The organism is Chelativorans sp. J32 (assembly GCF_000518985.1).
GTDB lineage: Bacteria > Pseudomonadota > Alphaproteobacteria > Rhizobiales > Rhizobiaceae > Chelativorans.
On the sequence record NZ_JAEQ01000009.1, the window covers coordinates 19787 to 33141 of the forward strand.

General features: G+C 63.0%; 10 protein-coding genes. 4 read left to right on the forward strand and 6 right to left on the reverse strand.

Annotation, left to right across the window (positions count from 1 at the left end; all coding sequences use genetic code 11):
• Window positions 1–192 precede the first annotated feature (192 nt).
• From CHEJ32_RS0113155 to CHEJ32_RS0113170, 4 genes are all read right to left on the reverse strand, one after another.
• Window positions 193–1284, reverse strand: coding sequence for an ABC transporter ATP-binding protein (locus CHEJ32_RS0113155; RefSeq protein ID WP_028034287.1), 1092 nt, complete (start codon window positions 1282–1284; stop codon window positions 193–195).
• A complete protein-coding gene (locus CHEJ32_RS24725) occupies window positions 1281–2309 on the reverse strand; it encodes an ABC transporter ATP-binding protein (protein WP_051469685.1) in 1029 nt (342 codons plus the stop codon). The genes CHEJ32_RS0113155 and CHEJ32_RS24725 overlap by 4 nt, the downstream gene beginning before the upstream one ends.
• A gap of 51 nt (window positions 2310–2360) precedes the next feature.
• Entirely contained in the window at window positions 2361–4508 is a 2148-nt protein-coding gene (locus CHEJ32_RS0113165) for an acetate--CoA ligase family protein (protein WP_051469659.1), read from the reverse strand.
• Window positions 4509–4628: 120 nt separating this feature from the next.
• The gene (locus tag CHEJ32_RS0113170) at window positions 4629–5408 is read right to left on the reverse strand and encodes an enoyl-CoA hydratase/isomerase family protein (RefSeq protein ID WP_051469660.1); all 780 of its coding nucleotides are present in this window, start codon (window positions 5406–5408) and stop codon (window positions 4629–4631) included.
• A 203-nt stretch (window positions 5409–5611) separates the two neighbouring features.
• Between CHEJ32_RS0113170 and CHEJ32_RS0113175 the strand changes: the two genes are divergently transcribed.
• Together CHEJ32_RS0113175 and CHEJ32_RS24730 are read left to right on the forward strand one after the other, a co-directional pair.
• Window positions 5612–6367 (forward strand): enoyl-CoA hydratase/isomerase family protein, encoded by a 756-nt coding sequence (locus CHEJ32_RS0113175; RefSeq protein ID WP_028034290.1) that lies wholly within the window; start codon window positions 5612–5614, stop codon window positions 6365–6367.
• A 3-nt stretch (window positions 6368–6370) separates the two neighbouring features.
• The gene (locus CHEJ32_RS24730; RefSeq protein WP_051469661.1) at window positions 6371–7318 is read left to right on the forward strand and encodes a D-2-hydroxyacid dehydrogenase; all 948 of its coding nucleotides are present in this window, start codon (window positions 6371–6373) and stop codon (window positions 7316–7318) included.
• A 54-nt stretch (window positions 7319–7372) separates the two neighbouring features.
• Here the strand turns inward: CHEJ32_RS24730 and CHEJ32_RS0113185 are convergent, their stop codons facing one another.
• Together CHEJ32_RS0113185 and CHEJ32_RS24735 are read right to left on the reverse strand one after the other, a co-directional pair.
• Window positions 7373–8806: an aldehyde dehydrogenase family protein gene (locus tag CHEJ32_RS0113185; RefSeq protein WP_028034291.1), complete on the reverse strand. Its 1434-nt coding sequence runs from the start codon at window positions 8804–8806 to the stop codon at window positions 7373–7375.
• 15 nt (window positions 8807–8821) lie between these two features.
• Entirely contained in the window at window positions 8822–10510 is a 1689-nt protein-coding gene (locus tag CHEJ32_RS24735) for a thiamine pyrophosphate-requiring protein (RefSeq protein ID WP_034658374.1), read from the reverse strand.
• A 176-nt stretch (window positions 10511–10686) separates the two neighbouring features.
• Here CHEJ32_RS24735 and CHEJ32_RS0113195 point away from each other — a divergent pair, with 176 nt between their 5' ends.
• Entirely contained in the window at window positions 10687–11928 is a 1242-nt protein-coding gene (locus CHEJ32_RS0113195; protein ID WP_028034292.1) for a methylaspartate ammonia-lyase, read from the forward strand.
• Between the two features lie 2 nt (window positions 11929–11930).
• Window positions 11931–13352, forward strand: a complete 1422-nt coding sequence (locus CHEJ32_RS0113200; protein ID WP_051469662.1) for an MmgE/PrpD family protein — start codon at window positions 11931–11933, stop codon at window positions 13350–13352.
• Window positions 13353–13355: the final 3 nt, after the last annotated feature.

Genomic DNA, 13355 nt, shown 5'->3' on the forward strand with positions numbered 1-13355 from the left:
CACCTCCGGAAATTTTTCTTTGTTCCATTGCGTCCATCGTCATGCCCAGAACGGGTACGAGCCCACTCCGTCTCTCGACCGGCTTGGAGCGGTTCGGCCCACCTGAGATGCGGTGGACCGCCGGTTGAGAAGTCATTTCCGCGCACGCGCTATGCGCCGCCTCCTTAAGTTCCGCCGCCGCACGGCCGCGCTTCATCCTGACCGCGACCCATACGAGCGCACCGCGGCTCCGTCCGCGAACCGGGCCTGAAGCCGTTCCAGGCGTCCACCGGGATCGCCAGGCACGTGGGTCGCGTGATCCCAAGACGGGAGCTCCTGCCAACGGTGGCAAGCCACCAGCCCCTCTCCCGTCGGTACAAGCTTCGGCGCCTCAACCCGGCAGCGATCAAGCGCGAACGGGCAACGCGGGTGGAAATGGCAGCCCTTGGGCGGCGTCAGCGGATTTGGTATGTCTCCTTTGAGCACCGTGCGATGCGGCCGGCGCGTTGCGCTCGGCACCGGCACCACATCGAGCAGCGCCCGCGTGTAGGGATGCCGCGGATGCTCGAAGATACTCTCTGCCTCTCCCATTTCGACGATACGGCCGAGATACATGACCGCCACACGATCGGCCATGTGCCGCACCACCGTAAGGTCGTGCGAGATGAAGAGATAGCTCAGCCCGAATTCCACCTGAATGTCTTCGAGCAGATTGACGATCTGCGCCTGCACGGAGACGTCGAGGGCAGATACCGCTTCGTCGCAGACGATGACTTGCGGATTGACCGCAAGCGCCCGCGCAATGCCGATGCGCTGGCGTTGCCCGCCCGAAAACTCGTGCGGATACCGCTTGGCGCTGGAGGCGGGTAGGCCGACGGTCTCCAGGAGTTCACCAACGCGCTGCTTTGCGGAGGACCCCCGGGCGATGCCATGGATCCGCAGAAGGTCCGCCAGCGTATCCTGCACCGTCATCCGGGGGTTTAGTGAGCCGTAGGGATCCTGAAAGATCATCTGTATCTTGCGGCGGTAAGGGAGTAGCGCCCTCCCCTTCTTCTCCGTCAGCTCCTCGCCTTCCAGACGGATACTGCCGCTCGTCGGTTCAATGAGCCGCATCAACAGGCGTCCAAGCGTCGATTTTCCGCAGCCGCTCTCGCCAACGACGGCTAGCGTTTCCCGCGCATCTACATGAAACGACACGCCGTCGACGGCATGGACCTCCTGTTGCGAGCGTGCGAACGGTCCGCCGAGATGGAAGGTTTTGACGAGGTCCTTGGCCTCAAGCAGCGGTGCGGCGGAAGTGCTCATAAGACCTGATCCAATGGGGCGCGGTAGCAGGCCGTAGAGTGTTGCGGCTCAACGGCGATGAGGGGCGGCTCCGTGCCACAGCAGATTTCAGGCACCATGAAGGGGCAGCGCGGCGCGAAAGGGCATCCAGGTGGCAATGAAAGAAGGTCTGGAACGCGGCCCTTGATCGACACCAACCGCGATTTTCCGCGCGTGGGGATCGCCCCAAGGAGGCCGATCGTATAGGGATGCTCCGGCTTCTCGAAAAGCTGCGCAGCCTTCGCCTGTTCGACGATCCGCCCCGCATACATCACGGCAATATCGTCCGCGATTTCGGAGATGACACCGAGATTGTGGGAGATCAGCATGATCGACATGCCGTATTCGCCCTGGAGCATGCGCAGGAGTTCCAGGATTTGCGCCTGCACCGTCACGTCGAGCGCTGTTGTCGGCTCGTCGGCGATCAGCATGCGCGGCCGGCAGGCAAGCGCGATCGCAATCATGACTCGCTGGCGCATGCCGCCCGACAGCCTGTGCGGATACTCGTCCAGGCGCCGTTCGGGAGCAGCGATCTGAACTTCTTGCAGAAGCTCCAGTGCCCGTGCCCGGGCAACACGCGCCGGGACGTTCTCATGCGTTCGCACGACCTCCGCAATCTGGTCGCCGATCGTGAAGGCGGGATTGAGCGAGCTCATCGGCTCTTGGAAGATCATCGCGATCTCGTTGCCGCAGAGCTTGCGCATCTCCTCCGGCCGTAGTTTCCGCAGATCTCGCCCGGCGAAATGAACCTCGCCTTCGACGATGGTGCCCGGAGGTGGCGGAAGAAGGCCCATGAGAGCGAGCGACGTCACGCTTTTGCCCGAACCGGATTCACCAACAATGCCGAGGCACTGTCCAGGCAGCACATCGAAGCTCACCCCTCGGACGGCCGGGAAAAAGCCATCTTCGGTGGCAAAGGAGACACGCAGGTTCCTCACCGACATCAACGGATCGCCCGGCCGCTCCTCCGCCGCCGCTCCGGCAAGGTTCTCCAGGGGCAGGCTCATCGGCGGGTTCCGGAACGTCTCGTTTCGCATCCGGCTATCTCCAGCTTCGGCTCAGTCTGAGGCAAGCGTTGCCCGGCCGTCGACGGCGACCGCTCCTTCGCCCTTGGCGCGAGCGATGAGAGGATTGACTTCAAGATCGACGAGCCGCGGGCCGAGATCGGCCGCAAGCCAGCTCACGCGCACCAGGACATCGGCGATAGCCTCGATGTCGGCGAGGGGCCGGCCGCGCGCGCCCTTGAGCAGCGGCGACATGCGAAGCTCATCCAGCATCTGCAGCGCGCGGCAGTGGCTTACCGGCGCGATGGAGACGACCACGTCCTTGAGGACTTCGACGGCAACGCCCCCCATCCCGACCAACACGATGGGGCCGAATTGCGGGTCGCGGCGCACGCCGATAAAGATCTCCGCCTCGCCGGAGATCATCTCCTGGACTGAAAATCCCTCAAGGCGAGCCTGCGGAACCTCTCGCCCGATCCGCTCCGTCATGGCTTCAGCCGCGGCCCGTATCTCTTCGGCGCTCCCGAGCCCAACGCGCACGCCGCCGACATCGCTCTTGTGCACGATATCGGGGGAGACCACCTTCAGCACCACGGGAAAGTCAAAATTGGATGCCGCATCGGCAGCGCCATCCGGGGAGGCGGCGAGTGTTTCCCGCGCCACTTTCACCCCGTAGGAGGAAAGCAGTGCCTTCACCTTGCTCTCGGTGTGGTACCCTGCTCCGAGCTTGGCAAGCTCAGCTGCTGCCGGAAGATCCGTCGGCCGCGAGGCAGGTTCCGTCACGCGCTCCAGCGCCCGGTCATAGTCGGCGATCAGCTTGAGCGCCCTCAACCCATCCTCGAAATTTTCGAGATAGACGATCCCTTCCTTACGCACCTCTTCCTTCGGCTTGAGCGCAGCGGCACCAGCGGCAAAGGTCACGATGAAAGGCTTTCCGCTTTCCGTTCCTGCCTTCGCTATCAAGCGCGAGCGATTGGCGTAATCGGGCATGGACGTCAGAGCAGCAATTCCGTAGCCGACATCCGCGTCGTCCATGACGATCTTGGTGATCGTGCCGTCGATCTCGACCGTTTCAGGCACGATGCGGCCACCAAAATCTATCGGATTGTGGGCCTGCGCCGGCAGGAGCATCTTTTCGACTTCCGCTCTTGTCTCTGGAGCGAACCGGGCAAGCCGAAGGCCTTCTTCCGAAAGCCGGTCACTGGCGATCCCAGCGCTGCCGCCGGAAGAAGAGACCACCACCACGCCTTGGCCTCCGCGCCTCCTGCGCATCGAAATATAATGTGCGGCGCGGATCATATCGTCCGGACTGCCTGCCTCGACCACTCCATACTGGCGGCATACGGCGGCAAAGGCTTCATGCGATCCCGCCAAACTTGCCGTATGCGATTGTGCGGCGATGACGCCGGCCTCGGTGCGCCCGGTCTTCACTACAAAGAGCGGCTTGCCGACCGCCTGGCAGCGCGCTGCCGCCCTCCTGAACCGCTCCCCGTCCACCAGCCCCTCGATATAGAGGCAGATTGCGGAGGTCTTCTCGTCCTCGATCATGTATTCGAGGAAATCGCAGATCTCGAGGTCGCTCTGATTGCCGACCGAAACGCCATAGCGCAGGCCGATGCCGTCGGTTTTGGCGCGGTCGAAGATCGATACCATCAACGCGCCGCTCTGACTGACGAGGCCGATCGAGCCGTCACCAAGCGTGTCCGTGTTGAGCACGACAGAGGAGCAGAGCGCCATCTGGTGATGGGGCACGATCAGGCCCATGCAGTTCGGACCGATGATGCGCATGCCGGTCCGGTGCGAGATGCGCACGATCTCTTGCTGGCGCTCGACGCCCTCCGGATCGCCGGATTCGGCAAAGCCGTTCGTTATTATGACGCTGCAGCCCACGCCCGCATCCGCCGCTTCGCGCAGGGAATCGAGGAGCGTCTCCGTCGGGACGGCCATAATCGCCACGTCGGGAGCCGAAGGCACCGCGCCGATCGTCGGATAGGCCTTGCGTTCCGCCACGGTGTCGCGCTTCAGATTGATGGGATAGATATCGCCGGCAAAGCCGTGCCGCGTAAGGAAGTGCATGATGCGGCCGCCGAACTTCGCCACACTGTCGGAGGCGCCGAGCACGGCCACGCTCTGCGGGTGCAGTATCCTGTCGATGGAAATGCGCGACACCGCAGGCTCACCGGTAGAAAAGATCTGGTTCATTGCCAACCCCACTGAATCCCGTAACGGCGCCACATTTTCGAGCGATAGGGAGAGCTCAGGCGTTCCCGCAACCTGCCCCTCATGCTGGAATGCAGGACATGGGAGCCGGGCAGCACGATCTCAGGTCCCCGTGAAGACAGGCGCCCTCTTCTCGGCAAAAGCGCGTCGGCCCTCTTTGTAGTCTTCGGATGCGGAACTGATCTCCGACCAGCGCAGCTCGGCGATGCGTGCTGCCGCAGGCGAGTCCCAATATTGCGCCCGCACCGTTTCCTTGATCGAGCGGAAGACGATGGGCGAACCGGAAGCGAGCCGCTTGGTCACGCGATCAACCTCCGCGTCGAAAGCTTCGTCGGAGGTCACGCTCGTGACCAGCCCGAGGCTGGCAGCGCCCTCGGCATCGATGTCATCGCCGACCATCAGCATGTCCATGCAGCGGTTGCGGCCGATATAGTGGACGAGCCGCGTGAGGCTCATACCCCAGGACGGCACCACGCCCACATAGGCGTCCGCGGTCCTGAACTTGGCGGTGGAGGATGCAAGCCGCACGTCACAGGCCATGGCGATGGCAAAGCCGCCTCCGATGCACCATCCTCGGATCGCGGCGACGACGGGCTTGGGATGCAATTCTATCCTATCGAGCAGCGCCCGGCCAAGCTCGCGAAACTTCACCGGTAGGTCACCGGCCGCGCTGGTGGCTTTCAGATCGGCCCCTGCAGAAAAAGCCCGCTCGCCTGCTCCCGTGAGCAGTATACAGCGTGTCTCCTCGCGTTTCGCAAGGACCTCAAAGAGGTGCAGAAGTTCGTCGAGAAGCTCCGGCGAAACGGCATTCATAGGCGGCCGATCGATGACGATCTTCGACACGCCATCGCCATGGTCCACCCTCAGATTTCGATATTCCATCCACGAGTTCCCCCTTTTTTTGGAAGCGTAACAGAAGGCCCCGCTCTTGCCAAGTTGCTATAGATAGTATTTTATGAAGAGTAGCAGTCAAGGCTGCGGGTCTCAGGCTGGAGCGCCCGCGGCTTCTACATCGCCCCCGGTGCCTATCCGATGTCGCATTAAAACAGCGCATCGCATCGGGCAGCCATTGCGGAGGGCTTCGCATGATCACCGAGGAACGTAACGGCCAGGTCCTGATCCTGACGCTGGACAACCCAGCAAGGCGTAATGCGCTCGGGATGGATATGCGCGTGAGCCTTCAGGCAGCCTTGGAGCGCGCGGAGCCCGATCCGGAGGTGCGGGCGGTCGTGATCAGAGGCGCAGGCGACCATTTCTGCGCCGGGGCCGACATTACGGGCATGAATGTGACGGATGCCGCCGGAGCGCGTGAGCGCTTCCGCATCAGCCACAAGATGGTCCGCACGCTCGTCAAATCCTCAAAGCCAATCGTTGCGGCGATAGAGGGTTGGTGCGTGGGCGCCGGCATCTCGCTGGCGCTCTGTTGCGACACGATCGTGGCCGCCAGCGACGCCCGTTTCATGGCGGGCTTCGGCAAGGTGGGGCTGATGGGCGACTTGGGCATCCTCCATCTCCTTCCCGCCCGCGTCGGCCTGGGCCGAGCAAAGCAGATGGTGCTCTATGGGGAAGCGATGGCTGCGCCTGAAGCCGAGCGCATCGGCCTGGTCGATCGGCTTGCAGAGCCGGGCAAAGCTTTCGAGGACGCGCTTGCCTGTGCGAAAAAGCTTGAAGCAATGGCCAACCTTCCCATTGCCTTCACCAAGGAGTTCTATGCACGTGGCCTCGATGAGAGCCTTGATATCGAGCGCTCCTACCAGCCCACCCTGCTCCTTTCAGAAGACCACAAGGAAGGCAAGGCAGCCTTCATGGAGAAACGCGCACCACGCTTCAAGGGCCGCTGATTCATGCGCGCCATTCTCCTTGCGAACCGCGGGTCATCAGAGGCGGTCGCAGCACGCTTGGCAAGCATGCCGGACATCGAACTCTCCATCTGCGGCAAGCCCGAGGATGTCGTCTGGCTCATCAAGGGTGCCGACGCGCTGATCCTGCAGCAGAGTCTCTATCCCGGGATCGTCGAGCAAGCCGCCTGCGCCAGCCCTGGGCTCCGCTGGATCCAACTCCTGAGTGCTGGCTATGATAGCCTTCTCGACAGCCACCTTCCCCAAGGCGCGATCGTCACCAATGCCGGTCCCAGCCTTGCGCCGGCGGTGGCCGACCATGCGCTGGCGCTGCTCCTGTCGCTTACGAGACGCATCCCGCAGGCGGTGGTGAGCCAGTCGCGCAGCACCTGGGAGCCGCAATCGCTCCGTGGCTCAGTGACGCTGGAAGGCCGGACCGCGCTCATCGTGGGCTTCGGGTCCATCGGTCGCGCGATCGCTATCCGCCTGCGAAGCTTCGGCATGATCGTCTTGGGCGTGAACCGCGGCGGCGCTTTGCGTCCCGAAGCCGACCGGATCTACCCACTGGCCCAACTGGACGAGGCTCTTCCCACCGCTGACGTCATCATGATCGCTCTTCCGCAGTCGCCCTTGACCTTAGGCCTCTTCAGCCGCAGCCGCCTCGAGCGCTGCAAGCCGGGAGCCTATCTTGTCAATGTCGGACGCGGGGCGGTTGTCGATCTTGCCGCCTTGGTTCATGCGCTCACCACCGGCCGACTCGCCGGCGGCGGGCTGGACGTAACCGACCCGGAACCGCTACCGCCCGATCACCCGGCATGGTCCACGCCCGGCCTCCTGATCACTCCTCATACCGGTGGAACAGGCGCGCAGAACGCGCTGGCGGATTTCGTCGCGCGCAACATGGAGGCCTTCCTGAGAGGCAGACGGCTGGAAGGCCAAATCGAGATGGCATGAGCGAGGACGGTCGCGGGGTATCTCGACCGTACGAACGTCCGTCGATACGCCGGGTCAGGCGCTCGTGCCGCAGCCCACGACGGCCTTGATTTCGAGAAACTCCTCAAGGCCATAGATCCCCTTTTCGCGACCGTTGCCGGAGTGCTTATACCCGCCGAAGGGGATCGACGGACCGGGCCTGTTGCCGTTGACATGCACATTGCCGGCCTTGAGGCGCCCGGCCACCCGGCGTGCACGCGCCGGATCAGCCGTGGAAAGATACGCCGCCAGCCCGTATTCACCATCATTGGCAATGCGGATGGCATCTTCCTCATCACGATAAGGCAAAATGACCAGGACAGGCCCGAAGATCTCCTCGCGCGCGATGGTCATCTCCTCCCTGACATCGGCGAAAATCGTCGGGCGCGCATAAAAGCCGCGCTCCAGCCCCTCTGGCCGGCCCGGGCCGCCGGCCACCAGCCGCGCACCTTCCTGAATGCCACCCGCGATCAACCGCTGCACCTTGTCGAATTGGGCGCGACTCGCCAGCGGCCCCATTTCCGTAGAAGGGAGACGCGGATCTCCGACGATGATCCGATTTGCTGCCGCTGCTGCTATCTCGGCAGCCCGGTCGTGCTGGCCCGTGTGGACCAGCATCCGCGTCGGCGCGTTGCAGGTCTGGCCCGAATTGCGCATCAGCATGAGCACGTCCCGGGTCACCACCTCGTCAAGGTCCACATCGTCGAAGATTATGTTGGCCGACTTGCCGCCCAGTTCCTGATGCACCCGCTTCACGGTATTGGCCGCTGACTTGGCAACCTGTATCCCCGCCCTCGTGGAACCTGTGAAGGTGACCATGTCGACGCCTGGATGGCTGGTGATCGCCTGCCCGACGCTCTGCCCATCGCCGTTGACCACGTTGATGACGCCCGGCGGGACGCCGGCCTCATGCGCGATTTCCGCGAAGACAAGCGCACTGATGGGTGAGATTTCGCTTGGCTTCATCACCGAGGTGCAGCCGGCCGCAAGTGCCGCACCCACCTTGCGGGCTATCTGCTGCAGCGGCCAGTTCCACGGTGTGATGACACCGACGACCCCGATCGGCTCCTTGAGGATCAGGGCGCCGTCGAGCTCAGAACAAAACGGATAGTCCAGGAGAAGATCGGCAAAGACCTGCAGCATCTCGATGCAGGGCAGCGTCTGGCTCTCCCGCGCCAGTGACACGGGAGCGCCCATCTCGGCCGAGACCGCCTGCGCCAGATCCTCCCTGCGCCGCTTGAACTGATCGATGACGCTTAAGAGCAGTTCCCGCCTTTGGCGGGGAGAAAAGAGCGAAAACGACTCGACGGCCCTGCCGGCGGCCCCAACTGCGCGGTCGACATCAACTGCACTCCCCATGGCAATCCGCGCGAACACCTCTTCCGTCGAAGGATCGATGACGTCCATCGTCGCCAGCGTCGCCGGCTCGACCCATCGCCCATCAATGTAAAACGTCAGGTATTCCTTCATGGGGCCTCCGGCCTGTCAGCGGGGCTGGCAGATGATGTTCAGTAAGGCTTGCCGCTTCTCGATCTGGACGGCGTGCAGCGCGCGCTCAATCGCTTTCGGTAAATCTTCAGGATCTTCGACCCGCTCGCCATAGCCGCCGGAGGCACGGCAGACCTCTTCGAATGCAGGGAGGCCGTCGAGCATGGTGAGCGCGTTGCGGTTGGAAGCCGAGGCGGCGCCGTCAGGATAGACAGTGAGCGTGGCTGCGCGCACCGCATTCCACATGCCATTGTTCACGACCAGGAAGAGCACGGGCAGCTTGTGCTGGCTCGATGCATAGTGACCGGCAACCGGATTGGAGAAGAGATAGGCTCCATCCCCTTGCACACAGATGACAAGCCGGTCGGGCTCGGCAAGCTTCGCGCCCAGCGCGGTCCCCATGCCCCAGCCAAGCCCGGAGGCCGAACTAGAGCCGAAATAGGTTCCCGCCTCGCGAAATTCGCAGTGGTCCGGCATCAGCGTATATTCGTTGATCGCGATCGCGCTTTCGCCCTTCGCTTCACCCAGACAGTGGCTGACCCAGGCCGGATGGATCGGCCGCGCGCTCCGTAGGGTTGAAAGCGCCTTGGAACGCTTCTCCATCAGCTTGCGCCTTTCCGCCGCCACCCATTCGCGGCGCGGGGCGACGTGTCCCTCCGGCACAATAGCTTCCATTTCGGCGGTGAGCGCATCGAGCATGGCCGCTGTGCCGCTCGTAAGAGCCAGGTCACATTGAAAGCCGCGGATCGGGATGCGCCCGAAAAGCGGGTCGTGGCCTACATGGATGGCCTTGCACCCAGGCTTGAGCGGCGAGCGTTTCGGAACCCAAGGGACGTCGGCCTCCAGAACGAGGATCGCATCCGCCTCGCACACCAATGGACCAGGATCGAATCCAAGATGCATGGAATGGTCGGAGGGGAGCGGCAGATAGCGCGACCTGTGCTGCACCACGGGGATCGCGAAACGCTCGGCAAAGGCGGCAAGCTTGCCGAAAGCTTCGAGGTCGCGTCCGCAATTGCCCGCCACGATCAGCGGCCGCTCCGCCCCGGCCAATATGTTTGCCGCTTCCGCAACGCCTTGCGGATGAGGTTGCGGCGGAAGAGCCGCGACAAGCGGCGGGGGCGCCTCCTCTTTGCCGCTATAAGGCTCGGCCAGCACTTCGCGCGGCAGGGTCAGGTAGACAGGCCCTTGGGGTTCGGACATGGCGATGCTCGCGGCGCGGTCGACCACGGTATCCACCTGATTGCCGCCGCGCAGCTCGTAATCCCACTTGACGAACTCGCGCACCAACGAGGCCTGGTCGAACATCTCCTGGCCCCAGTGGATATAGGAATCGCGCGAGCCGGTCGTATCGTCCTCGTAAAGAGGCGTGCGCCCGGCAGTAAAAAGAATGGGGATGTTCTCGCGGGCCGCATTCATAATTGCGCAGGCCGCGTTCGCCGTGCCGACGCTCACATGCACGAAGACAGCGGGCAATTTGCCGGACACCATGGCATAGCCATGGGCCATCGAAACAGCGAGGTTCTCATGCGTCGCGATTAGTGGCTGGGGCACGTTCGCGCCGCCCCTCTCGCATTTCGCATAAGCCTCGATCAGCGGTGCCGCGTCAGTGCCTGCATTGCCGAAGAGATAAGGTACACCGCGCCTGCCGAGCCGTTGCAGGAAACGTTCCGCGGTGCTGACCATGGCTCTCTCCAGCTTGGAAGCGTGCGGCGATCGCCGCCCACAAATTACTAACTTCCTGACTTCCTATTTTTAATATCTTGTGTCAACCTCGGATCCGGCCGAGGCTTCGCGATTGGCTGGAGCGGGGACGGCACGCCCGCGAACCGGGCGGATATCCATCGCCGGACGGAGAGATCATGAAAATTCAAGACGTCGTATACGCGGTTGGGCGGTCAGGCTTCATGAACAAGGACCTTGCAGCCATCAAGGCTGGCGCCAAACCGAACGGATCGATCTATGACGGCGAACCGGTGCTGCCGGGCTTCAAGCGCGTGATGCAGCCCGGCATCATCATCTCCGTCATGCTGGTGCTCGAGGACGGTTCGGTCGCTTTCGGCGATTGCGCGGATGTGATCCTGACTGGCTTTGCCGGCCGAGATCCCCTCTTCCGCGAAGAAGATCATATCGATTTTCTCCGCAACGAGATGCGTGATTTCCTGGTGGGCAAAGAGCTTTCCGCCTTTCGCCCGCTCGCCGAGGCCGTCGATTCGATGAAGCGGGACGGAAAGCCTCTCCACACCGCGATCCGCTATGGCATTACGCAGGCGATTCTCGACGGCGTGGCGGTTGCCCGTCGCATCACCATGGCGGAGGTGATTGCCAGCGAATATGGCTGCGAAGTCTCGACGAGCCCGATTCCCATCCTCGCATCCATTCACAAGGAGGATCCCGGCCAACTCGATCGCATGGTGCTGAAACGCATCGCGCTTCTGCCACACGCCTCCTTTCAGCTTGTAGAGCGTGACATCGGCCTTTCCGGCGAAAAGCTCGTCGAATATGCGGGGCATCTTTCCAGGCGCATCACTGAAATCCGCGACCCGGATTACAATCCGCGCATTCATCTCGACCTATATGGCACGCTCGGTGAACTCTTCGGCAGCGACCTCGAGCGCCTGACGGACTATCTCGGCACGGTGGCCGAAGCCGCCTCTCCCTACAAGGTCCTCATAGAAACGCCGGTCATCGCCAAGACGCAGGACGCGCAGATCGAGACCTTCATCACCATTCGCAAGCTTCTGAAGCGCAAAGGCATAGACATCGGCATCATTGCCGACGAATGGTGTAACACGCTTGAAGACATCAAGCGCTTCGCTGCGCAAGGCGCCTCCGATTTCGTGCAGATCAAGACACCGGATCTCGGCGGCATCAACAACTCCATCGAAGCCGTACTCGCTTGCCGGAGAAACGGCATGGGCTGTTGCCTCGGGGGCACCGCCAATGAGACGGACAAGTCCGCCCGCATCACCACCAATATAGCGCTGGCCACACAGCCCAACTTCATGCTTTCCAAGCCGGGGCTCGGCGGAGACGAGGCAGTGATGATCCAGACCAACGAAATGGCGCGCACGCTGGCCCTGATCGGGCGCCAGGTACATTAGCCATGGAGTCGGGCAAGGACGCTGTGGGAGCGCCCAGCCAGGCGGCTCGGCCAACGATCAGCGAGCAACTCGCAGGCTTCTGGAGCGGCGTGAGCGCAGACAGCCTGCCGGACGAGGTTTTGGCGGCGGCCAAGCGCTTCATTCTGGATACGCTGGCCTGCTGTGTCGTCGGCGCGCGGACGGAAGCCGTCGAAGCGATCCTGCGCGCGCTGGAAGCAACCGGCGAAAGGATGCAAGGTCCGGCTCGGCTCTGGGGCCGCGACGGCATGTTGCCGGCCGATCGCGCCGCGCTCGTCAACGCCACCGCCGCGCATGCGTTGGAACTCGACGATTTCGGTGGCTGCGGCCATTCCGGCGCCGTGGTCATCCCTTCCGTGTTCGCCGCGGCCGAGCAGACTGGAGCCTCAGGCCGCGATGTGCTCGTTTCTGTGGTGGCGGGCTACGACATCGCGGCGAGGGTGCTGGAAGGTGCCGGTGGCTATCGCCGCCATAACGATCTCGGCTGGCATTCGAGCGGCACATGCGGCAGTTTTGGTGCGGCGGCCGGCGTCGCGAAACTTCTCGGCTTCGACGCTGATCTTTTCGCTTCCGCCCTGGGCATCGCCGGGACCTTCACCGGGGGCACCTGGGCCTTTCTGGCCGACGGCGCGATGACGAAGCGTTTCCACCCGGGCAAGGCCGCCGAAACGGGCGTGTGCGCAGCTTACCTCGCCCAGGCGGGCATGACGGGTCCGCATCACGTTCTCGACGCGCCGTGGGGCGGTTTCTTCTCCACCTATGCGCCGATGATCTCCGAACCGGATTTGGCGGTTGCCGAACTGGGCCAATCTTTTCGCATCCTGCGCTCAGGCATAAAGCCTTATGCCTGCTGCCGCACCATCCATGCGCCGGTCGACAGTCTTTTCCTTCTGATGGAGGCTTTCTCCGCATCCCAGGAAGAGATCGCTGAGATCATCGTCCACGGAAACCAGCAGACCGTTCTCCAGTTCGACCGGATGCACGTGGGCAATCTTCTCGATGCGCAGTTCAGCATGCAATATTGCCTCGCCGTCGCTGCCCTGCGTGGGAAGCTCGACCTCGATCAGTTCGAGCCGCTGCAGACGAACAACCCGGAGGTTTTGCGGCTGATGTCGATCACCCGCATCGTCCCGGACAGGGTCTTGGGCCCTACCGACTATGCCGCCGTCGAACTGGTGCTCAAGGACGGCAGGCGTGGTGAACGGCAAGTCCGTTTTGCAAAGGGGCATGCGGAAAATCCGCTTTCCTCGGAAGAGGTGGAAGCAAAGGCTCGCTCGCTGGTGGAGCCCATTCTCGGTCGGCTCGCAACGGATGACATCATAGACTTCATCGGCGCATTGGAAAGCCTTCCCGACATCCGCCGTCTCTCGCATCTTCTCGTTCCAGGCGACGTGTTGCGCCTCTGACCC